Below are 20,768 nucleotides of genomic sequence, written 5' to 3'. Positions count from 1 at the left end.
CTCCTACCTCCTACCTCCTACCTCCTACCTCCTACCTCCTACCTCCTACCTCCTACCTCCTACCTCCTACCTCCTACTTCCTACCTCCTACCTCCTACGACGGATACACCCGGCCCTCCTCAACACGCAGGCGCGTGATGTTGGCCAAGAATTCAGCCCCAAAGATGCCTAAATCCGTGGCGGTGAGCAGGGTCTGCTGGTTGGGGCGGCGGATGGTTTCGAGTAGGTGGGCGCGCCGCTGGGCGTCCAGTTCGCTCAACATGTCGTCGAGCAGCAGCACGGGCGCATCGCCCGCCCGTTGGCGCATGAGTTCCGCTTCGCCCAGTTTGAGCGCCAGGGCGACGCTGCGCTGCTGCCCGCGTGAGCCGTAGCGCCCCAGGTTGACCCCATCCACACGAAAGACGAGGTCGTCGCGGTGCGGCCCCAGCAGCGTCTGGCCACGGGCCACTTCATCGCGGCGGGCGGCGCGTAGCCCGGCTGCCAGTTGGTTGGCGAGACCCCCGGCATTCTGGTTGGTCTCCAGTTCAAGGCTGGGCTGATAGGCCACCAGCAGCGGCGCACTCCCGCCACTAATCTGCTGGTAGAGCGGGCCAACGAGTGCATTGAGTTCATGCACCGCCCGCAGTCGTTCAGCCAACAGATAGCCACCCGCCGCAGTTAACTCTTGGTCCCAGTAGGCCAACTCATCATCCACGGCACGCAGCGGGCGGCGCCGCTCGCGCCAGGCACGCAGTAGGCTATTGCGCTGCTGCGCGATCTTCTGGTAGTGGGCGAGCGTGCGGACATAGTGGGGATCGAGTTGCGAGAGGGTAATATCGAGGTAGCGGCGGCGCTCGTTGGGCGGGCCATCAACCAAGACCAGATCGGCAGGGGTGAAGAGTACGACACGCAGTTGACCCACGAGATCAATGGCGCGGGCGGGTCGGCGATCAATCCGCACCAACTTACTGGACGCAGCGGTCAACTGGCCATCCTCATCGGTACGCCGCTGCACCAGCACCTCAAGGCGCAGTGGGCCGCTCTTACGCTGCACCTCAGCCAGCATACGGGCAAAGGGCGGCACTCCCGCTTCACCAAGGGCATCCCAACGCACCAGATCACGGTCGGCGCTCACCCGCGTCGAGCGCGTGGTAGCCAAAAAGAAGAGCGCCTCAAGGATACTCGTCTTTCCCGCAGCATTTGGGCCATAGAGCAGCGTAATAGCGGGAGTAAGCCCAAGTTCGAGGCGCTGATAATTACGGAAATCGCGCAGCGTCAGGTGGGAGACATCCACTAGCGTCGGATAGGCAACTCACGTAGCGCTGTCAAATCAGCGCAGCCAGTACAGAACATCGCCACACGCAGTTCATGGATAAAAGCAGAGAGCCCTTCCACAACCGCTTCGGCACCGCGTTCATCAATGGCGCTAAAGAGGGCAGGTTTCGCGGTACCGGCAAGATCGGCACCCAAGGCGATCGCCTTCGCCACATCAACGCCACTACGCACCCCACCAGAGGCAATCAGCGTAGCACTGGGCAGAGTCGAACGCACCTCCTGAAGCGCCTCAAGCGTAGGCAGACCCCAATCGGCAAACGCACCAGCAACCCGGCGGCCCTGCTCATGAGGCTGGCGGAAGCGTTCAACCTCGCTCCAACTCGTGCCCCCGGCCCCCGCAATATCAATAATCTTCACACCGCACATATAGAGATCGTAGGCATTATCGGCACTAATGCCATTGCCCACCTCTTTGATCACCACAGGAACTTCCAGAGCGCGGCAGATCTGTTCAATCTTACTGAGCAGACCCTTAAAATTGGTGTTACCCTCAGGCTGGACAGCCTCTTGTAGCGGATTGAGGTGTAAAATGAGCGCATCGGCCTCAATCATCTCCACCGCCCGGCGACAATGATCCACCCCAAAGCCATAGTTGAGTTGCACAGCCCCCAGATTAGCCAAAAGCGGAATCCGGGGGGCCACCTGGCGCACCTGGTAGGTCGCAGCGAGCCGTCCGTCCACCACCGCGGCGCGTTGCGAACCAACGCCCATCGGCAACCCCAAGGCTTCAGCCGCCTCGGCCAGGGCCAGATTGATCTTCTGCGCCTCAGCAGCGCCACCCGTCATCGAACTGATCAACAGCGGCGCACCAATCGGTTTGCCAAGAAAGGTCATCTGCGTATTGACGTCAGCCAGATCGATTTCAGGGAGGGCAGTATGGGGCAGCCGATAGGCAGCAAAACCGCTTGCCACACCCTTCGCGTCAACATCCTCACCCAGGACGATTCTGATATGATCCAGCTTTCGCCCTTCGGTCTGGCCGGAATCGGGCATGTGACCCTCCTTCACATTAGGGATCAAGTAGCGGGAAATAGGCGGAGCGATCATACCAGCAAAATAGGGGGGCGTCAAACATGATCCTCGAAATCATTCGCATCGAAAACATGCACGGCGAACGCGACCGCCAAGCGGTCTTGGCGGCAGTAGCACGGATCCCAGGCGTCCAACGTGCTCATGCCAACGCTGCCACAGGCACATTGCAGCTTGAGCGCAGCCCGACGGCGAGCCTCGCGGCCATCGTGCGGGCGCTTGAAGCGGCGGGTTATCGGGTAGCTTTGCTGGCTTGAGAACCAGAGGGAGTAGAGGGCACAGAGAACACAGAGAATTTGAACCACAGAGGCACAGAGAACACAGAGAATTTGAACCACAGAGGCACAGAGAACACAGAGGGTAGCGATACAGGGGTTGTTTTATTTTAGGATATGGCAATTTCTATTTCCATTTCTTTCCCTTCCTCTGTGTCCTCTGTGCCTCTGTGGTTCAACCCTCTGTACCTCTTATTCTCCCTCCCTCTCCATCACGGTTGCGCGCCGGACATAGCATTATCCAGCACCCGCTGGAACGCCTGCATATCACTCTGCAGGTCTGTGAGCCGCTGGGCGACTTGGTTGGTAAGCACATCGGCACTGACCACATCGGAGGTGCGGAGGCGCACTGTTTCGGCTAGGACATTATCGAGGTTGGCCTGAATACTCTGGAGTTGCGCCTGAATACGCCCGATGTAGGTAGTCAGGTCGGCGGCATTGCGCTGCTTCTCGGCGAGCGCACGGCGCGTCTCTTGGAGTTGCTGGATCGTATAGGCATCGGCACTCGCGGCAATTTGGCGGTCGGTAGTATTGATGCGCTCTTGCAGGTGGGCAAGGTTGATCTGGCGCAGGTAGCGTTCAATCAACTGGCCCTTATCGGCCAACTTGTAGGCTTCATCAACCAATTCATGGGTTTGGCTGGTGATCCGCTCCAAGAGCCGCTGCAACCCGCCGCTCGCTTGGGTCGCTGCGCGCCGGATTTCGCGCTGCGTGCGCTCAATTGAGGCAATGTTGCTACGAAAGGTACCACTGGTCAGGCGCGGACGCGGCGGGCGCTGACTAGCGGCGATCAGTTCGGGATCGCGTCCGCCGGTAACAACCATGAGGCCATAGACCATCAAGCCCAGTGGCAATAACCAGAGGTAAATGTTAAGCCCAGCGAGGATTGCCACGACCAAGACCACCACCGCCAACGGACGCCGCGCCGCGTACAGATAGGGGTTGGGCATCAAGGGACTCCTTTTAGCGATTGGCCCAGAGGATCAACAGGGTATCAAGCTCCTCGCGTGAAAGACGTTCAACCTGTTGCCCAAGTTGGGCTTGGATGCCATAGCTACTGTAGAAGTAGAAGGGATTACTCAATTCCTCGCTCATAATCGGCACCGCCGCATCGGCGGGGCGGAAGCCGTGTTGACGGGCCAACTGCTGTTGCGGACGGTCGCGCAGGAAGCTCCGCAGACGCTCGGCGGCTGCGCGCTCATCGGAACTGGTCAGCGGGGCGTTCAGAATGGCATAGGGGTAATCACTAAAGATCGTTTTGGGTGGATAGTAGACCCGCAGCGTCGCATCCCAACGCTCTTGGGCCTCACTCAAATGCTGGATCGCCACATGTTCATAGACCAGAGCCAGATCATAGCGGCTCGGCCCAAACTGCACCAAACTACGCATCACATCGGCGCTACTACGATCAGCTTGAGGCACCGCTTGCCGGATCTCATCAAGCCATTGGCGCAACTCTGGGTTACGCACATCTGCAAGTTCTAGGCCACTGGTACGCTCATAGAAGCCATACGCCATCAACACGAGCGTCTGCATGCCACTCGTACTCTCCAGCGGATCGGCCAAACCCAGCTTGAGTTGGCCCCAGGCTTCAGCCTCAGCAACCTGTGGTGCATCTTGGGCAAACCCGGCCCGCTGCGTCACCCCGGCCCAACCCTCCGGATCACTCGCGGCTGCATGGATGTCCCACCAGAAGCGCTGCATCCCATCAGGCCAGAGGCGGCGCGCCCGATCTTCCCAGGCCACCAGCACCAGCGGCGACAAGACCATGGGAGTCACACTGTTGCGTACAAGCGGATCGCCCGCATTGAGGCCCGCCCACGCAATCTGCAACTCATCGAGCCAGAAGCTACTAGCGGGACTAAGTGCCGTAGGCGGGGGATATTCGCCCCAATCTTGGCGAGCGACGCGATCAACCATCTCCCATGAATCCATGGCAACCAGCCGCATGGTAATTGGACGCCCACTGACGCTCGGGCGGCGAGCGTGGAAGTTTTGCGCCGCCGCATACATCCACGGCTGCTGCTCATCATCGAACCAGACAACCAGTTCAATCGGCTGGCTCCCCGGCCCAATCCCCAGATTGATCGGCGCATAGCCCCAAAACCCCGGCAGTGCCACCACCGTCTTGAGGCCCCATGCCAGCAGACAGAGAACCAGATAGCCGAAAGCAATGCTACGCATACGAGTGTACATTACCCTAAAAATATTACGCCTAGCCCCGGCCCAAGCGATCAAGGGCAGCATTCCACGCCTTCATGCGGTCGGGATTGCCGCCCACATCGGGATGGTGCAGGCGCGCCATAGCTTTGCGGATGGCGTTGGCCTCCTCTTCGCTGATCTGATTGCTCAGCGCACTCATATCAACCACCGGATGCTCTAGCTCTAGCTCGGTACTGAGGCCCGCTTCGAGGCGTTGGGCGCGGGTGCGCCAGAAGTCGCGCTCGTGTACGAGGGTGGTATTCTCGCGCATCGTTTCGGTCAGGGTATTGACCATCTTGGCATGGGCGCGCTTGGCTTCATTGGCCGCATCGTGCGCCTTTTCCAATTGGCGTCGCAGCCCACGCACAAGCTGCTGGGTCTCGGCCAGTTCACGCCGGAGCAATTCAGTTTCGCACTCGGCGCTGCTCTTGGTCGTAACGGGCAGCTCGTCGGGCTGTAACACGCCTAACCTCCTCAACCTCCACAATCATCCTAACTCTAGTATAGCCCGTTCAAGCAAATGATGCCAATTGGATGTTCTCCAGCAGCACCGCAAGGGTCAACTGGGCACAACGCTCCCAGGTAAACATGGCGGCACGGGCGAGACCCCGTTCGCGTAGGGCCTCACGTAGGTGCGCGTCACTGATGAGGCGCAACAGACCCGCTGCGATTGCATCGGTATTGGTCGGATCAACCAAGAGGGCCGCCGTGTCGGCCACTTCGCGCAGCGCCGAGCCGTTGGCGGTGAGTACCGGAGTGCCACAGGCCATAGCTTCCAACACCGGCATCCCAAAGCCCTCGTAGAGTGAAGGGAAGACAAAGGCGAGTGCGCCTCGCAGCAGGGCCGGCAGATCAGCATCGGGGATGTACCCAGGAAAACGGACATGATGTTCAAGGCCCAAGGCGCGAGTGCGGGCAACGATGGCGCTACTGAGCCAGCCCTCGCGCCCGGCAAGAACGAGGAGCGGCGGTTCTTCCAAGTGGGGCAGGGCTTGGGCGAAGGCTTCCAGCAGGCGTACCAAGTTCTTCCGCGGCTGAATAGTGCCTACATAGAGCAGGTAGGGCCGTTGCGCCAAGTGGTAGCGCTGGCGTAGTTGAGGGGCGAGGTGCTGGCCATGTTCAGTTGGGGTAAAATGGTCTTGTACTCCATGGTATACGACACTGATGCGTGCTGGATCGGCCCTATAATGGTGTACTAAGTCTGCTTTGGTTGTCTGCGAGATCGCAATCACATGGCGTGCCGCCCGCAGGCTCCAGCGCGTCGTCAACTCCAATTCGAGCCGCCGTCGTGCAGTGTGCGCCTCTGGAAACATGTGGTAGCCCAGATCGTGGATGGTTACCACACTGGGCGGGTGGATGAGTGGCACCACATGGGCCGGAATGAAAAGTAAGGCTGGCCGCTCGCGCAAGGCCGTTGGCCCTAAGCGCATGTGGGTCCAGAGGCGTGGCGCGGGAATATTCCGCAGGCTAACATTAGGGCCAAGCAACGGTAGCCGCGCTGGTAAGCCATTGCTGTAGAGCGTGTAAGGGCGAAAGCGATCAAGTTTGGCCAAGGCCGCAAGCAGTTCGTAGGTGTAACGCTCGGTGCCCGTGTATTCACGCGCTCCGAGGCGGCTGATATCAATGGCAATTGGTACACACATAGCGATTATTGTACCATCGGTTATACTGAGTGGCAGAGGATGACAGTTTCGGCAAACTGGCTTTAAGAAGCTGTCTGAAAAGCTAGTGGGCACACGTTGGAGTGCCGGCTTTAGCCGGCTGAAGCCGGCACTCCAACGCCAGTTCATAGACTTTTCAGACAACCTCTAAAACCAAACAAAAAAACGCACCCGAACGTGAAGCAACACGAAGATTCTCCCCAAGCCCCAAGTGCTACCGCGCACCCCCTCCAGGGCCAGCAGCTTGAAACGCTCTATGCGCGCGGGGTGTTGCACCCTATGAAGCCGCTTGACCTCCCTGAAGGTTCGCGCGTGCATTTGCACGTGGAGGCGGTGGAAGCGCCTGCCCCGATTGCGCCTGCCCTTCTGCGCCATACACGCTGGCGCATGCTCGTGCTCTCCTTGGTAGCACTGATGCTTGCTGGCTTGGCCCAACAGCAATTCCTCACCGTCCGCCAGTGGGATTGGACGGCGGTGGGTATGGCGGTGGCTGCGGCGTTGCTCCTAGCCGGGGCCTTTTGGCGTCAGCCGATCTGGTTGCTGCGTGACGGGCCGCCCCCGGAGCAACACCAAGCCGAGCTTATCCCCCAGCCGGTTGCTGGGCGTGCAGGCTGGATCGCGGCGGCGCTTATGCTCATGCTGCTGGTGCTAGTGGCGCTCGGCTACGACCGCATTGGCGAGCCGCGACCACACTTGAACTGGACCTTCATTCCGTGGCTGCTTTCGATTGGTTGCCTCTTTGCGGCGGTGGGTGGCTGGCAATTACCCTCCCTCGCCCGCCCCCCCACCAAGGTGTTACTGCTTGGCCTTGGGTTGGCGCTGCTCACCCTGGTGCTACGCCTCTGGAACGTGGGGCATCTGCCGCCAACCCTCGGTGGCGACGAGGGCTCCCAGGGGTTGGAGGCGGTCGCGGTGCTGGAAGGGCGCATCAACAACCCCTTCACCACCGGCTGGCTCGGCGTGCCCACCATGAGCTTCTATTTCAATGCGCCGACGATTGCGCTCTTGGGCCAGAATGCGACCGCCCTACGCCTGCCGTGGGCTATCATTGGTTCGCTTACGGTTCTGGTCAGCTACTTCCTTGTCGCTCGGCTCTACGGGCGTGGTTTGGCGCTGCTGAGTGCGGCCCTGCTGGCAGCGTACCACTACCACATCCACTTCTCGCGCCTCGGCTCGAACCAGATTGCCGATGGCCTCTTCGCCAGCCTCGCGCTGCTTTTCCTCTACCGGGGCTACGACCGGCGCACCCAGTTCGATTGGGCGCTCTGCGGCCTGGTGATTGGCGTCGCGCAATTCTTCTATGCTGGGGCGCGCTTTACGATCATTCTGAGCGGTGCGGTGATTCTGCTGCTGCTGCTGCGAGATGGCCGCAGCTTCTTGCGGCAGCATGGGTGGGGAGTCGCCACCCTGCTGGCCGTAGCACTCCTTACGGCTGCGCCCATGATCCAGTACGCCTTCCGCTTCCCCGACGACTACAATGCGCGCGTGAATGCAGTGGGTATCTTCCAGAGTGGCTGGCTCGAACGGGAGCAGGAGCTAACCGACAGCAGCCAACTGGAGATCATCTTCCAACAATTTCAACGGGCGGTGCTGGCCTATAACGCCTATCCCGACCGGATTGCATGGTATGGCATTCCCGATCCGCTCTTTGATTGGGCCTATGGGACGCTCTTTTTGCTAGGGATTGGCTTTGCCGGTACACGGTTGTTGGATCGGCGCATCTTTCCGTTGGTGGCTTGGTGGGGCGGCGCGATACTTATGGGCGGCATGCTCACCGATACAACCCCCTCGAGTCAACGTCTGATCACCACCGCAATCCCAGCGATCATCTTTGTCGCCTTGGGACTCGTCCTGGTGGCCCAAGGGCTCGGAGCCTTTTTGGGCCCATTGCGCCAACGGATCTTGGTGCCCACCCTCACCCTCATCACCCTGGGGCTGATGGCCACAAGCATCCACTACTACTTCATGGACTACACCCCTCGGCGCATTTATGGCAATCCCAACGCAGTGGTCGCCACCGAACTAGCTCACCATGCCAATGCCGCCTTTGAGCCCAACACACGCGTCCTCTTCATGGGCTGGCCACGCATGAGCATCAACTTTGGTAGTTTTCCCTACCTCGCCCCTCACGTCGAGCGGATTGACATTTTGGAACCAATCAGCGCCCCACCCGCACCCGATCTACGTTCGCCGATCTACCCAACCCTCTTCGTCATCCTGCCGGAACGCGAACACGAATTGGCCTACATTCGTGAGACCTTTCCCGATGGGAGGGTTGAGGTGGTGGCTTCGCCGCTTGAAGAGCGTATGCTCTATATGATCTATTGGCTACCATAGATTTCTATTTTGTGTTGCGTTGTGGCGGCGTAGCCGCCACAACCCAACACAAAGGGAATAGTTAGGGAAGATTTCAGAAAAGTCGAAGTTTGCTTTACCATCTTGCGAGGATGCGTGAGGCGAAGAGGCGCGGGCTTCGCGTCCTCGCATCCTCGCATCCTCGCAAACTGTAAAGTCGCCACGAACCATCTTTTAGCCTCCACGTATGCGCCAGCGTGCAATGAGTACACGGGCTGGGGCAGCACCAAGCCAGATGCTCACCATAAGGTACGCGATAGCCCCAAGACTGCCCGCAGCACTGAGCCAGAGCAGCAGACCAATGATCTCGTCTGTCCATTGGTAGCTATGGCTGAGGCTCAAGGCGGGCACGAGTTGGGTTGAGGCGCTGCGGAGCGCGCTGAGCCCCAGGCCCACCACGGTGGCTCCTAGCAGCGCAACGCTAACTGTACGCCAATGGCCTGGGTCGCGCCAGATGCCGGGGAGGGCGCGGCCCATCAATGCGATCAGCAGGAGTGCTTCGAGGTTGTTGGCAATACTAAACGCCAGCGCAAGGCTTCCAACATCGCCGCCAGCGTTGAGCAGCAGCAGGCCAAGCCCAAGGTTAAGGCCAACCTGGAGCAACCCGACGATCACGGGGATCCATGTGCGTTGCATGGCGTAGAAGCCGCGAATCAGAATCTCGGAGGCGGCAAAGGCGGGTAGGGCCAGGCTATAGCCCAGCAAGGCGCTCACGGTGTATTGCAGCGATATGGCATCATAGGCGCCGCGTTCAAAGAGAACCCGCGCCAAAGGCATGCCGAGACTCAGCAGCATCGCACTGGCCGGCAGGGTCAGCCAGAGGATCATCCCCAGGGTGCGGCGCAGATCGGCAGCGAGTTCGCTCTGCCGCCCTTCGGCCACGAGGCGTGCGAGGCGCGGGAAGGCCACTTGGCTCAGACTGAGCGAAAAGATACCGAAGGGCAGCAGCATCAGTTGGTAGGCATAGCCCAAGCCCGCCAACTTGGCCGCGCCATCGTCGAGGCGCGCAGTGAGCGCCAGGGTCACGACAATACTGATATGGGCAGCCGCTTGGCCCACCACCCGCGGCCCCATCTGGCGGGCGATGCGCCCCACTTCGCGTATCCCGCGCCCCAGTTGAAGCCGCAGGTGCATGCCCAAGCCGCGCAGCCCCGGAATTTGCACCAGCAGGTAGCCAAGGGCACCCAGCACCACCCCCCAAGCCATGCCCCAAATACCCAAGCCAAGCGGCGGCCCCAACAGCGCCCCGCCAATAATCCCCAGATTGTAAATAGTTGGCGCAAGGGCAGGCAGGGTAAAATGTTCACGCGCATTGAGCGCCGCCATCGCCAACCCGCCGAGGCCCAAGAGCAATGGCGAGAGCAGAAAGAGCCGCGTGAGTTGCACCGTGAGCGTCAGCGTAGCCGCATCGAAGCCACGCCCGCCATAGATCAGTTGCACCAACCAAGGGGCAGCAACAAAGAGCAGCGCACTCGCCACACTCAAAGCCACCAGCGCCCACGTAACCACCGCACTCGCCAAACGCCAAGCGCGAGCTTGACCATCACGCTCCCAGACCTCAATAAAGACCGGGATAAAGCTGCTGCCCAACGCCCCCCCGATAATCACCAAATAGAGCAGATCAACCACCGAGAACGCAGCCCGGTAGGCCGCAGCTTCAACTGAAGTACCATAGACATAGGTTGCGACCACATCGCGCAGCAGGCCAGTCACCCGGCTCAGCACGAAGCCACCCATCACAATGAGGCTACTACCCAGCGCACCCGTGCGGGCGCGTCGCAGCAGCGAAGAGAGTTGCACGCCTAGCGTCCTTCTGCTATACTCTGGCGTTAGATATTTGTGCGATTACAGACAGCATACGATTATACTGGAGGTAGAGACCCTTGGCGAACACATCGTCGGCAAAGAAGCGCATTCGGAGCAACGAACGCAAGCATCAGCGCAATACCGTCTATCGTTCTCGTGTGAAGACGATGGTAAAGAAGGCTGAGCAAAGCATCTTTAGTGGGACGCCCGATGAGGCCACTATTCGTGAAGCCATTAGCACCCTCGATAAGGCTGCGGTGAAGGGCATTATCCACAAGAATAACGCGGCCCGCCGTAAGTCGCGGCTGATGAAGAAGCTCAATGCGGCAGCGGCTGTGGTGTAGGGGATAGGGAGCGGGAAGCAGAAATTGTTACGTATCCCAGCGGCCTGTCATGCTGAATAATCCATGGGCGGGCATCGTAGTGCCGACGTTAGTCGGCTGAGGTCTTTGGCAGCGATGGGAAGCCGACAGGCATCGTAGTGCCGACGTTAGTCGGCTGAGGTCTTTGGCAGCGATGGGAAGCCGACTAACGTCGGTACTACCTACGGCCTCTCATGGAAGCAACGCAACGGGGCAATCAACAACATCCGCTTCCCTTACCCCCTACCGCAATAGCGCAAAAGTCGCCCTGTGTAGGGGCACGGCGCTGCCGTGCCCCTACGGTCAACGGTCAACCGGGTGAGTTTTGCTCCATAGGGAGGGCACGGCGCTGCCGTGCCCCTACGGTCAACGGTCAACCGGGTGAGTTTTGCTCCATTACCCCCTACCCCTCTCCCACGTTGTGGGAGAGGGGCGCAGGCAGTGCGGTTTTTGTGCATTCCTTACCTGCTAGGTCTCATGGGCCGTTGCTACCTCAGACCTACCAGGTGTGCGCCGTTGGGTCTGTGGGGCTACGCATGGCGACTGCACGGCGCCCACCTAGCAGGTCGTTGGTTCGCGTTGCATGAGAAAACTCCTGACACCGCATCCAAAGCTTCCCAAAAACTCTATCGTTGAAAGCACCCCCGCCCCCATCCTCACCGCTGCCACGAATAGACCGGCGGGCACTGACGCTGTTCCAAGGTAAAGGCCAAGGGCAAATCTACTTCAAAGCCCTGCACCTCCTCCGGCGTCAGTTCGCGGTTGACGCGGCAGACGGCGGCGCGGCGCAGATCTTCGGTGCTAACCATATACTGTCGCGCCGTCCCGTCCGCCGAGGCGGTCAACATACGTGTGCCGTCGGGGCTAAAGACGGCGCTGTAGACATCACCACTATGCCCGCGCAGCACAGCGAGTGCTTGGCCCTCACTGTTCCACAGCCGGGCGGTGACGGCGGCACTGCTCGCCTGAACAAAATCACGTTCCAATTGGTTGAGATCGGGGTAGCGCTGCGCCTCTTCGAGGAGTTGGCCTTGCAGCAGATCTTCTCTGGTTTGGCCCAGGCGCTGCCACTGCTCGGCCCGTTCGGTGAGGCGTTGGCGCTGGCGGAGGTTGTGGCGCTCATCTTCGAGCCAGTTGCTGAGAGTGGGCCAGTTGCGGATCAACGCTTCGTGGGCAATTTCAACCTGGGTGTCGCTGCTGCTTTCGCCACTCGTGAGGCGCAACAGGCGTGCATCAATGAGGCGGGTAAGTACCCGTTCCACCCGTGAGGGATCTTCGCCGCCTTGCACAAGCTCTGCGCGGCGCACGCGCATGCTCGTCATCTCAATGCCTTCGCTGGGGCGCACGAGGCGCAGGAAGATGCGCTCTGCGGTCTTCTGATCTTCGGGAATGAGTTGCTGGTAGACCGCATCGGCCCCGCGTCCGAGGGCCAAGCGCCCGCCGCCAACCTGCTGATAGGCCGCCCAGGTGACGCGATTGCGCTCACGCGCCTCCCACAGTTTGAGCAGGCTATATTGCAGCAGTGGCAGCGCAGCGGGTTCGCCCAGAATCTCGCCGAGCAGCGCATCAACCACCCCCGCCTCGACTTGCCGCTGCCCGAGGGGCCAATAATAGCAACGAGACGCCGTTGATTTAGACGCTCCAGTAATTCCGCCACCACCCGCCGCCGCCCAAAGAAGCGCTGCGCCTGCTGCTCATGAAAAGCCTCAAGCCCCAAGTAGGGGCACACCTCATCGGGCTACTCCGGGGCCAGCAGCGGATCAAACTCCGCCAGCGTCGCATCGGGTGGCATCGCACCGTTGCGTTCCAACATCGCCGCCCATTTGAAAAACCTGTTCTGCTGTGATAAGATAATCTCAGCAAAGATAAACTTCATAAGGTCTACTATGCGATCCCCTCTTACCTTTCTCGAATTCTTTGCTGGCGGTGGCCTTGCCCGTATGGGGCTTGGGCCAGATTGGTCATGCCTATTTGCCAACGATATTTCAGAGAAGAAGGCACAGGTCTACCGCCAGAACTTCCCACCGGCAGATGAGTTATGCGTGCTGGATATTGCACAGGTTACCGTAGCGCAGATTCCAGATGCGGTATCGATGGCGTGGGCATCCTTTCCCTGCCAAGATCTCTCGGTTGCTGGCAATGGCAAGGGGCTACAAGCCAAGCGCAGCGGGACTTTTTGGCCTTTCTGGCAACTCATCAATGCGTTAGCACAGGCTGGGCGGCCTGTTCCACTGATTGTGCTTGAAAATGTTGTTGGCCTCTTAACGGCCAATGGTGGTAAGGATTTTGAACAATTGCTCCTCACGCTGGTTGAGGCTGGCTATCGTCCGGGGGCTATGATGATTGATGCCGTCCACTTTTTACCCCATTCACGGCCAAGGCTCTTTATCGTTGCACTTAAACATGGCTTGCATGAACCCCTTGCCATAAATCAGGCTATGGCTACCGGCAGTCTATGGCATCCGAAACCGATCCATCAAGCCTTTGCGCGTTTGCCAGAGGCTGTACAAGCTGCTTGGATCTGGTGGTCTCTCCCTGCGCCGACCAGTACACGGGCGCAGTTACGCGAATTAATCGAAGAGAATCCCACAGATGTCTCATGGCATTCAGCGGATGAGACCAACCGCTTATTGGCTCTTATGTCACCAACGCACCTTGCGAAAGTTCATGCAGCACAGCAGTGTGGTAGAAGGCAAGTGGGAACAATATATAAGCGTGTTCGCGTCGAGAATGGCGTAAGAAGACAGCGTGCCGAGGTGCGTTTTGATAACATCAGCGGTTGCCTACGGACTCCCGTGGGCGGCTCAAGCCGTCAGATTCTCATGGTTGTTGAGGGACAGACGATTCGTTCACGCCTCATCTCGGTGCGTGAAGCCGCCCGTCTCATGGGACTGCCAGATAGCTACTGGCTACCGGCTCGTTACAACGATGGCTACCACGTCATGGGTGATGCGGTAGTGGTTTCGGTTGTCTCGTGGCTTGAAAAGCATCTACTTCGCCCATTGGCCTATTCGAATGGTATTGTTGCCCTAGAAGCTGGAAGATGAACTTACAATTGCACTAGACGATAGTTGTCAATCATCATTATCATCTCTGCTTTTTTGACGACAACGCCATACGAGATGTTCTTTCGAAAACGCTGTTTTCGATTATCACCTTGATAGTTGGCAATCAACCCCTCTTTCCATTGTTCAAAGTAGGGCTTCAGTTTAGCACCTTGAATCATTTTCACAGATACTCTCGAATAATCTTTGGAGTAAGATATGAAAATATGATCAATTTCCATGTCATCTTCTAACTTTTTCTGTCCACTGTGTAAATGGTACTGGTATTCAAAACTTGATCCCTCAACTGCAGATTTGATCTCATAACGTCCTAGATCCGATCCGTAGCCGGGATTTCTCGGCTCTCCAGTAAGGATTGAACCAAAGAGTTCCCAATCTATTGGATGTATGCTGCCTACAATAGAGAAATTGTGTTCTATTAGCAATCGGAAACGATCCTGACGATTGATATGTTGGTTATAGTACTGGTATGCTTCTGTAACAAAAAAGATGCGCATAGTTCCCTACCTCATCTTGCGATAGGGTAGCGTACACGAGTAGTGTTGTCAATCTAGGCACATTACCGTTCAACGCCGTGCGTAAGGAATAAGGTATCCCAAGAGTGTCAAGCGAGAAGCGGATGTTTCTCCATTTCCACAAACGGTCAACAAAATAAGCGGACGGTAAACTAAGGGAAGCGGATGTTGTTGATTGCCCCGTTGCTTGGCCACCCTGAGCAAAGGTTCGTAGGAACATTCCTGTTTGCGCCGTAGGTAGTGCCGACTTTAGTCGGCTCCCATCGCTGCCAAAGACCTCAGCCGACTAAAGTCGGCACTACGATGCCTGCGAATATGTGCTATTCAGCATGACAGGCTGCTGGGGTACCTAACAATTTCTGCTTCCCTAACACACACCCAGAAAGCCTCCCCCATGCCCCCCGACGCCGTTGATCTCACGCTCGCCATACGCTCAGGTGCCGGTGGCTATTTCGCTGAGGCGCACCTGATCAATCCGCAGAGTGAGGCGCCGGTTACGCTGGTGGCTGAGGTGGCGCTCGCCTTTGATCTTCAGGGTTTGTTGGCCTTGCGCCTTGATCATAGTAGCTATGGCAAGGCGCTTACCAGCCAACTGTTCCATTCCCCCGCGTTGCGGGCGGCGTGGCAGCGGGCGCTGGCGCTGGCCGATGGCCTCAATGCGCCGTTGCGCTTGCGCCTGCGCTTGGCGCTCAATGCGCCGGAGTTGCATGCGCTACGCTGGGAGGCGCTGCACGATCCGTTGACCGATGCGCCGCTGGCGCTCGATGAGCGGCTGCGCCTCGTGCGTGAACTGGCGAGCGCCGAGACACGCCCGTTGACCTTGGCACCCAAGCCGACGCTGCGGGCGCTCCTTGCCGTGGCCAATCCGCGCAATGGCAAGCAGTATGGTCTCGCTGAGCTTGATGGGGATGGCGAGGCAGCGCGCGCCCGCCGCGCTCTGGGGGATCTTCCGCTCACACTGGTGGGCAACATGAGCGGCGCGCTCGCGCAAGTTGCGACGCTCACGACGATCCAAGCGGCGCTGCGTGATGGCCCGGCGATCTTTGCGCTGGTGGCCCACGCCATGCATGGCGACGAGGGGACGCTGCTCTACCTTGAGGATACGGCGGGCCAAGTGGCACCAACCGCTGGCGCGGAGTTCGCGCAGATGCTTAACCAGTTGGCGCAGCCGCCGCTCTTGGTGGTGCTAATGGCCTGCGAAGGGGGCGGCAACGGCTACGCGACTGCGGCGCTCGCCGCGCTCGGCCCACTGCTGGCTCAGGCGGGCGTAGGGGCGGTGGTGGCCATGCAGGATCGGCTCTCGCTCGGTGCGGCCCGTGAATTTCTGCCCGCGCTCTTCCGCGAACTGCTGCGCGACGGGCAGATTGATCGGGCGGTAGCAGTAGCACGCAGCGCCTTGCGCGAGGGCAGCGAATGGGCCACACCCGCCCTGTGGCTGCGCACACGCAGCGGGGCGCTGTGGCGTGAGCAGGTGGTGCCACCAACCAGTCCTGGTCTCCACATTGGTGGCAATGTTGGCACAATACAGCAGATCAACGTGAGTGGCGGAAGTGTAGGCAGCATTATTGGGCAGCAGGTCAATACCCACGACACTTCGCCCGCTCCGGCTGGCGGCAGTTCCGACCTGATCACCACCCAACGTCAGCGCCTCGAAACCCATCGTGCAACCTTGGCCCACTACCTCAATCAACTTGCTATCACAGGATCGGCCCACGCCCGCCCGGAGGTAACCCACGGCATCCGTGATGCGCGGGCGGGGATTGCACGGGCGAAAGCAGCCCTAGCGGCGCTCGGTGCGCCTGCTGAGCATCACCCGGATGATACGGAGTGACGAGTGCATTGCCGCAAAAGAACACAAAGGAACGCAAAGAAGCTAGACGCCTACCCCTATTTCCTATTTTCTAGCTCCTCTAGCCCTCCCTCAAGGTAATCTGGTTACTGCCGAGCGGTTGATGAGCCGGGCGCTACAGATCTGCGAAGCCCGGCTTGGCTCTGATCATCCCAATACGCAGAGTTCGCGCCGGGATCTGGCGGCTATACGGGAGCGGATGGGGGAATAGAGACCATATTCCATATTTCCTCTCTCCTCTTTCCTCACAACTTCACCCACACAAGCCGATCAAATCCGAGTGCAACAATCGCGTAGGTGTGTAGGCGCAGGCTGGCCCCATAGACGTTCTGCAGGATGGCGCGGTACGCTTCGGCCTTCTGGGTTGCTTCCGCTAGGCGGGTCTGTACCAACGGTAGAGCCGCCAACTCCTCGCGGGGCGTGGTTTTTGCCGCTTCGCTACTCAGGCGCAACTCGCTCAGTGGCAGGTATTTGAACTCTAGCAGGGCGTCTTGCAACGCAGAGCTACGCAGATCCGGGCGTACCAGCAGGGTCAGATCGGCATAACTGCGCTCGAGGGCCGGTTCGGAATCGACCACATAGAGCCGGTCGTTGAAGAGGAGGGTTAGGAAGGCCATCTTGACCGTGAGTTCGTTGGCCCAGCGGTAGTCGCGGTTGTCGAGTGCGCGGAAGTAGGTTGTTTCGATAAACTCACACAAGGGTTGGAGTTCGCCCCGGTGGAAGAGCGCCTGGGCCGCTGCGCTGGCCGTCTGCTGCTCGTGGGCTGGCAAGACCCGTGTGCGTAACTGTTCGGCGTAGAGGCTGCGTACCACCAAGTTGGGCACACGAAAGCGCAACTGCACCATCTCGGTATAGCCGTCAAGGGTGAGCACACCGAAGTAGTAGAGCAGCGAGACCATAAAGGTCGCGTCTTTGGCCTGATCGAGCACATCGGCCACACCAAAGCTCTGCGCCAGCATATCAATCACCGGCGGGTTGGCCTCATCGAGTGCCGCAGCCAGCACGGGCGCACTGTTGGGCAGGGCGGCAATGTAGGCGATCTTGCCCCGATCCATCGCTAAATTGGTGTCGAGCAGGTTCTGGGGCGGTGAACCATCGCGCTGGAAGGCTTTGAGAAAGTAGAAGGTTAAGGTAGGATTGTAGATCAACGCAGAGCTACGCGGATCAAAGCGATAGCCGTTGTAATAGGTACGCATCAGTTCCAACGTCTCATCGCGGGCCGCTGCACTCACGCCGCAATGTTCGGCTATCTGCGCCCACAAGGTCTTCACTTCATCCTGGGTGAAGCCACACAACGTGGTGTAATCAGGCAGCATGGTGATATTTTCGGCCACATTGTAGCCACTACTCAGATCACTGAGTACAATCGGGGCCACGCCGGTGGTGAAGACGCGATCAAGGCCCATGCCGCTGCCCGCCCCTTTGACCGCCTTGAAGACCGTTTTGAGCAGCCCTTCGCCATAGAGCAACGTCTCGTAGCGGTCGCTCCCGGCCCGCGTGCGGCTCATGAGTACCTCGTTGGCGAAGTTGTCATACTCGTCAATCAGCAGGTAGAGGCGCTGCGGGGTGCCTGCGACCGCAGCCACCAATGACTCGAACGAGGCAATGGCGTTCTCGGGCAGGATGGTAATCGGATGGTTGAGCCATGCTTGGTAGGTCTGTGCAAAAGCCTGAATGCGGGTATTCATATGAGCATGCAGCGCTTGACTAATCTGCTCAACCTCACCTTGCGGACTGACCAGCGAGAAGTCCCAGCGCAGAATGAAGTAGCTGTTGCGGCGCGGCGTCGGATTTTGACCAATCGCCAGATCACCAAACAACTGCTCAAAGGCTGGTGCTTTGGCCACATCGTAGTAGTTTTCGAGCGTCGAGAGCCAGAGGCTCTTGCCGAAGCGCCGTGGGCGCAGGAAGACTAGGTGCATCCCAGCCGCTTCGACTAGCGGAATGCAGGATGTGCGGTCAATGTAGTGGTAGCCTTCGGTGCGGATTTTGTAGAAATCGCTGATCCCGTAGGGTAAGTTGAGCATCTGGTCTACTCCTTGCTCATTTTATGCGTTCGTGTTGGTGGCTGCGCCGCCAACACGAACGCATAAAAGTTCTTCGGGGCGGCTTTGCCGCTCCCGAACTTCCGCCGCTAGGCTGAATGTAAGCAGGAGCATGATACACCAAATCCTTCATCCAAGCCCCAGCAGCCATGTGGCCAACGAGAAGTAGATCAGCACGCCGGTGATGTCGGCGAGCGATGTGATCAGTGGGCCGCTTGCGGTGGCTGGATCGAAGCCGATGCGCTGGAGGATCAGGGGCAGGATGGTGCCAATCGAGCTGCCGACAATAACAACGAGCGACATGGTGAGCGCGACAACCATTGCTACCTCTGGGCCAGCCCGAAAGAAGGCGAGCAGGGCGACGGCAGCGGCCATGGCAAGGCCAAGGAGCAGCGAGACGATCAACTCTTTGCTTAAGAGGCGGTGCCAATCGCGGGCACGTACTTCGCCCATGGCTAAGGCACGTACCGTGAGGGTCGCGGCCTGCGACCCCGCGTTGCCCGAGCTGTCAATCAGGAGCGGCAGGAAGAAGACCAGGGCAACCACAGCGGCAATCGTGTCCTCGTAGGCAGCAATGGCGGCCCCTGAAAAGATATTGACAAAGACAAGGGCCAAGAGCCAAGGCACGCGCTTGCGTACCAATTCTGCAACCCCCGTTTCGACATAACTCCCACGGAGCGGCGCAACTGCAGCCCCCTTGTGGAAATCCTCGGTCGTCTCTTCGTCGGCCACATCAAAGAGATCATCGAAGGTCACAATGCCCACCAAGATGCCATCGGAATCAACCACCGGCAGGGCGGGTAGATCGTAGCGGCGCATCGCATTCACCGCCCGCTCGCGGTCATCAAAGGCCGAGAGTACCACATAGGCATTGTCCATCAATGCCTCAACCGGCTGCTGCGGATCGGCCAGGATGAAACGGCGCAACTCGAGTGCATCCAAAAAGCGCCAGTTGGCATCGGTCACATAGATGAGGTTGATCGTCTCGCTATCACTACCTCGGCTCCGAATATGTTCAAGTGCCTGTGCCACTGTCCAATCCGGGCGTATCGCAATATAATCGGGCGTCATGAGCCGCCCAACGCTCTCTTCAGGGTAGCCCAGCAACTGTCGCGCCTCGCGGAGGTCTTCAGGGCCAAGCAGATTGAGCAGCTTCTGGGTGACCTGACCGGGCAATTCTTCAAAGAGCTGCGTGCGGTCATCAGGGTTCAGATCGGCAAGAACCTGGCGCGTCTCATCGTTGTTCAGTTGGCTCAACAGCTCATACTGCTCATCGTGATTGAGGTAGGCAAAGACCGTATTCGAAATCGAGCGGGGCAAGAGGCGAAACACCAGCACGCGCTCAACAGGATTGAGGGCAGCCAACAGATCGGCAAGCTCTGGATCGGGCCACTGGGCAAGTACAGCCCGCAATTCGGCCCAGCGCTGGGCCTTTAGCAAGTGCTGAACATCGTGCAGGTTGGTGCTGGGAAAGGTTGTCATGATGTCTCCTCCTTAACTACAGTTTTGCGAGGATGCGTGAGGCGAGGATGCGTGAGCTTCGCGTCATCGCCTCCTCGCGCCCTCGCAAAACTGTAAAGTCGCCACGAACCGTCCCTTACAGGTTGTAAGGCACGCCAAAGCGAACCCATCAAGCTTGGGATGGGCCAATGGTCTACACTTTAGGTCAGGAGGATCGGCGGGCTATGATACCAATTACCCTTGAACATGCCGCATGATCAAGAACGCTAACACCCATTGGGACGCCATGTTCTGCAATCTGCAATCTACAATCTGCAATCTGCAATCTACAATCTGCAATCTGCAATCTGCAATCGTAAATGGTATGAGGGCTGACAACCTGCACCAAGAGGAGAAACGAAAACCCCGGTGGGCCAAGCCTCACCGGGGTGCATGCAGCGACAAGCCAAGCCTACGCGCTGGCATGGATGCTCCCGGAGGGGCCAACAGAGGTGCAGATTGTCAGCGCACCAGTGCGCCGCCGACCCGGTTGATGATCGTCCATGCCAATCCATGCTCCATACAAAACGCCCCTCGGCGGCAAGCAGAGGGGCGGCAGCAAGCAATCATGAAGGTATGCTTGTACGCATCCCCCCTAGTTGAGCTTAAGCCCGCCCACAACGTAGCGACAACGTCGCAGTCATCTTGGCATACCCCTTAAGCCGAGGAATGCTGTATACCCCTGAGCGTCTTTCGACGGGCCGAGGCAATGACCTATGTTCGTGAGCGCGCCGCGCCTAACGAAGGAGCGTCGCAACGAGTTCTCAGACGTGGTTAGCTTACCTAATGA

General features: G+C 58.9%; 18 protein-coding genes, 1 pseudogene and 1 riboswitch. Of the genes and pseudogenes, 6 read left to right on the top strand and 13 right to left on the bottom strand.

Going from position 1 to position 20,768, the window contains the following annotated elements:
• Window positions 1-94: 94 nt before the first annotated feature.
• Together recF and fni are read right to left on the bottom strand one after the other, a co-directional pair.
• Window positions 95-1,273 carry a DNA replication/repair protein RecF gene (recF, locus tag CJ255_RS06305; protein WP_097643242.1) on the bottom strand — a complete coding sequence of 393 codons (1,179 nt, stop codon included), beginning with the start codon at window positions 1,271-1,273 and terminating at the stop codon, window positions 95-97.
• Window positions 1,273-2,307 carry a type 2 isopentenyl-diphosphate Delta-isomerase gene (fni, locus tag CJ255_RS06300; RefSeq protein WP_097643241.1) on the bottom strand — a complete coding sequence of 345 codons (1,035 nt, stop codon included), beginning with the start codon at window positions 2,305-2,307 and terminating at the stop codon, window positions 1,273-1,275. The genes recF and fni overlap by 1 nt, the downstream gene beginning before the upstream one ends.
• Before the next feature lie 80 nt (window positions 2,308-2,387).
• On the opposite strand from fni, the gene CJ255_RS06295 reads away from it, so the two are divergent.
• The gene (locus tag CJ255_RS06295) at window positions 2,388-2,600 is read left to right on the top strand and encodes a heavy-metal-associated domain-containing protein (RefSeq protein ID WP_097643240.1); all 213 of its coding nucleotides are present in this window, start codon (window positions 2,388-2,390) and stop codon (window positions 2,598-2,600) included.
• 230 nt (window positions 2,601-2,830) lie between these two features.
• On the opposite strand, the gene CJ255_RS06290 is transcribed toward CJ255_RS06295, so the two are convergent.
• From CJ255_RS06290 to CJ255_RS06275, 4 genes are read right to left on the bottom strand one after another with little or no spacing between them, the layout of a single operon-like run.
• Window positions 2,831-3,568, bottom strand: a complete 738-nt coding sequence (locus CJ255_RS06290) for a hypothetical protein (RefSeq protein WP_097643239.1) — start codon at window positions 3,566-3,568, stop codon at window positions 2,831-2,833.
• Between the two features lie 13 nt (window positions 3,569-3,581).
• The gene (locus CJ255_RS06285; protein WP_165774588.1) at window positions 3,582-4,802 is read right to left on the bottom strand and encodes a substrate-binding domain-containing protein; all 1,221 of its coding nucleotides are present in this window, start codon (window positions 4,800-4,802) and stop codon (window positions 3,582-3,584) included.
• A 31-nt stretch (window positions 4,803-4,833) separates the two neighbouring features.
• Window positions 4,834-5,283 (bottom strand): hypothetical protein, encoded by a 450-nt coding sequence (locus CJ255_RS06280; RefSeq protein WP_097643237.1) that lies wholly within the window; start codon window positions 5,281-5,283, stop codon window positions 4,834-4,836.
• Between the two features lie 49 nt (window positions 5,284-5,332).
• A complete protein-coding gene (locus tag CJ255_RS06275; protein WP_097643236.1) occupies window positions 5,333-6,463 on the bottom strand; it encodes a glycosyltransferase family 4 protein in 1,131 nt (376 codons plus the stop codon).
• Between the two features lie 195 nt (window positions 6,464-6,658).
• On the opposite strand from CJ255_RS06275, the gene CJ255_RS06270 reads away from it, so the two are divergent.
• Entirely contained in the window at window positions 6,659-8,818 is a 2,160-nt protein-coding gene (locus CJ255_RS06270; protein ID WP_097643235.1) for a glycosyltransferase family 39 protein, read from the top strand.
• 192 nt (window positions 8,819-9,010) lie between these two features.
• On the opposite strand, the gene murJ is transcribed toward CJ255_RS06270, so the two are convergent.
• On the bottom strand, window positions 9,011-10,636 hold the full coding sequence (murJ, locus tag CJ255_RS06265) for a murein biosynthesis integral membrane protein MurJ (protein ID WP_097643234.1): 1,626 nt from the start codon (window positions 10,634-10,636) through the stop codon (window positions 9,011-9,013).
• An 83-nt stretch (window positions 10,637-10,719) separates the two neighbouring features.
• On the opposite strand from murJ, the gene rpsT reads away from it, so the two are divergent.
• Entirely contained in the window at window positions 10,720-10,986 is a 267-nt protein-coding gene (gene rpsT / locus CJ255_RS06260; RefSeq protein WP_097643233.1) for a 30S ribosomal protein S20, read from the top strand.
• Between the two features lie 674 nt (window positions 10,987-11,660).
• Here rpsT and CJ255_RS06255 read toward each other — a convergent pair.
• From CJ255_RS06255 to CJ255_RS23370, 3 genes and pseudogenes are all read right to left on the bottom strand, one after another.
• On the bottom strand, window positions 11,661-12,653 hold the full coding sequence (locus CJ255_RS06255) for a WD40 repeat domain-containing protein (RefSeq protein ID WP_439100140.1): 993 nt from the start codon (window positions 12,651-12,653) through the stop codon (window positions 11,661-11,663).
• Window positions 12,606-12,733 (bottom strand): annotated as a pseudogene (locus CJ255_RS24785) (nSTAND1 domain-containing NTPase); the annotation flags it as partial. The gene CJ255_RS06255 and the pseudogene CJ255_RS24785, both read right to left, overlap by 48 nt.
• 9 nt (window positions 12,734-12,742) lie before the next feature.
• A complete protein-coding gene (locus CJ255_RS23370) occupies window positions 12,743-12,880 on the bottom strand; it encodes a hypothetical protein (protein WP_165774587.1) in 138 nt (45 codons plus the stop codon).
• A 10-nt stretch (window positions 12,881-12,890) separates the two neighbouring features.
• Between CJ255_RS23370 and CJ255_RS06250 the strand changes: the two genes are divergently transcribed.
• On the top strand, window positions 12,891-14,051 hold the full coding sequence (locus tag CJ255_RS06250; protein ID WP_097643231.1) for a DNA cytosine methyltransferase: 1,161 nt from the start codon (window positions 12,891-12,893) through the stop codon (window positions 14,049-14,051).
• A 2-nt stretch (window positions 14,052-14,053) separates the two neighbouring features.
• On the opposite strand, the gene CJ255_RS06245 is transcribed toward CJ255_RS06250, so the two are convergent.
• Window positions 14,054-14,566 (bottom strand): hypothetical protein, encoded by a 513-nt coding sequence (locus tag CJ255_RS06245; RefSeq protein ID WP_097643230.1) that lies wholly within the window; start codon window positions 14,564-14,566, stop codon window positions 14,054-14,056.
• Between the two features lie 412 nt (window positions 14,567-14,978).
• Between CJ255_RS06245 and CJ255_RS06240 the strand changes: the two genes are divergently transcribed.
• Window positions 14,979-16,415, top strand: coding sequence for a CHAT domain-containing protein (locus CJ255_RS06240; protein WP_097643229.1), 1,437 nt, complete (start codon window positions 14,979-14,981; stop codon window positions 16,413-16,415).
• A gap of 58 nt (window positions 16,416-16,473) precedes the next feature.
• The gene (locus CJ255_RS24830; RefSeq protein WP_369127666.1) at window positions 16,474-16,644 is read left to right on the top strand and encodes a tetratricopeptide repeat protein; all 171 of its coding nucleotides are present in this window, start codon (window positions 16,474-16,476) and stop codon (window positions 16,642-16,644) included.
• 34 nt (window positions 16,645-16,678) lie between these two features.
• Here CJ255_RS24830 and CJ255_RS06235 read toward each other — a convergent pair whose 3' ends face one another.
• Both CJ255_RS06235 and mgtE read right to left on the bottom strand, forming a co-directional pair.
• Window positions 16,679-18,460 carry an AAA family ATPase gene (locus CJ255_RS06235; RefSeq protein WP_097643228.1) on the bottom strand — a complete coding sequence of 594 codons (1,782 nt, stop codon included), beginning with the start codon at window positions 18,458-18,460 and terminating at the stop codon, window positions 16,679-16,681.
• Window positions 18,461-18,607: 147 nt separating this feature from the next.
• Window positions 18,608-19,960 carry a magnesium transporter gene (mgtE, locus tag CJ255_RS06230; RefSeq protein WP_097643227.1) on the bottom strand — a complete coding sequence of 451 codons (1,353 nt, stop codon included), beginning with the start codon at window positions 19,958-19,960 and terminating at the stop codon, window positions 18,608-18,610.
• A gap of 603 nt (window positions 19,961-20,563) precedes the next feature.
• Window positions 20,564-20,730: riboswitch (M-box (ykoK) riboswitch) on the bottom strand.
• Window positions 20,731-20,768 lie beyond the last annotated feature (38 nt).

The sequence above is a fragment of the Candidatus Viridilinea mediisalina genome, from assembly GCF_002532535.1.
Taxonomy (GTDB): domain Bacteria; phylum Chloroflexota; class Chloroflexia; order Chloroflexales; family Chloroflexaceae; genus Viridilinea; species Viridilinea mediisalina.
The sequence above is the reverse complement of the archived record's forward strand: the minus strand, read 5'-3'. Positions and strand labels throughout refer to the sequence as shown.

What these genes read in the sequence shown, in the direction of transcription:
- fni (WP_097643241.1), bottom strand. Translation starts at nt 2,307, where the DNA reads ATGCCCGATTCCGGCCAGACCGAAGGGCGAAAGCTGGATCATATCAGA.
- CJ255_RS06295 (WP_097643240.1), top strand. Translation starts at nt 2,388, where the DNA reads ATGATCCTCGAAATCATTCGCATCGAAAACATGCACGGCGAACGCGAC.
- CJ255_RS06290 (WP_097643239.1), bottom strand. Translation starts at nt 3,568, where the DNA reads ATGCCCAACCCCTATCTGTACGCGGCGCGGCGTCCGTTGGCGGTGGTG.
- CJ255_RS06285 (WP_165774588.1), bottom strand. Translation starts at nt 4,802, where the DNA reads ATGCGTAGCATTGCTTTCGGCTATCTGGTTCTCTGTCTGCTGGCATGG.
- CJ255_RS06275 (WP_097643236.1), bottom strand. Translation starts at nt 6,463, where the DNA reads ATGTGTGTACCAATTGCCATTGATATCAGCCGCCTCGGAGCGCGTGAA.
- CJ255_RS23370 (WP_165774587.1), bottom strand. Translation starts at nt 12,880, where the DNA reads ATGAAGTTTATCTTTGCTGAGATTATCTTATCACAGCAGAACAGGTTT.
- CJ255_RS06250 (WP_097643231.1), top strand. Translation starts at nt 12,891, where the DNA reads ATGCGATCCCCTCTTACCTTTCTCGAATTCTTTGCTGGCGGTGGCCTT.
- CJ255_RS06245 (WP_097643230.1), bottom strand. Translation starts at nt 14,566, where the DNA reads ATGCGCATCTTTTTTGTTACAGAAGCATACCAGTACTATAACCAACAT.
- CJ255_RS06240 (WP_097643229.1), top strand. Translation starts at nt 14,979, where the DNA reads ATGCCCCCCGACGCCGTTGATCTCACGCTCGCCATACGCTCAGGTGCC.
- CJ255_RS06235 (WP_097643228.1), bottom strand. Translation starts at nt 18,460, where the DNA reads ATGCTCAACTTACCCTACGGGATCAGCGATTTCTACAAAATCCGCACC.
- mgtE (WP_097643227.1), bottom strand. Translation starts at nt 19,960, where the DNA reads ATGACAACCTTTCCCAGCACCAACCTGCACGATGTTCAGCACTTGCTA.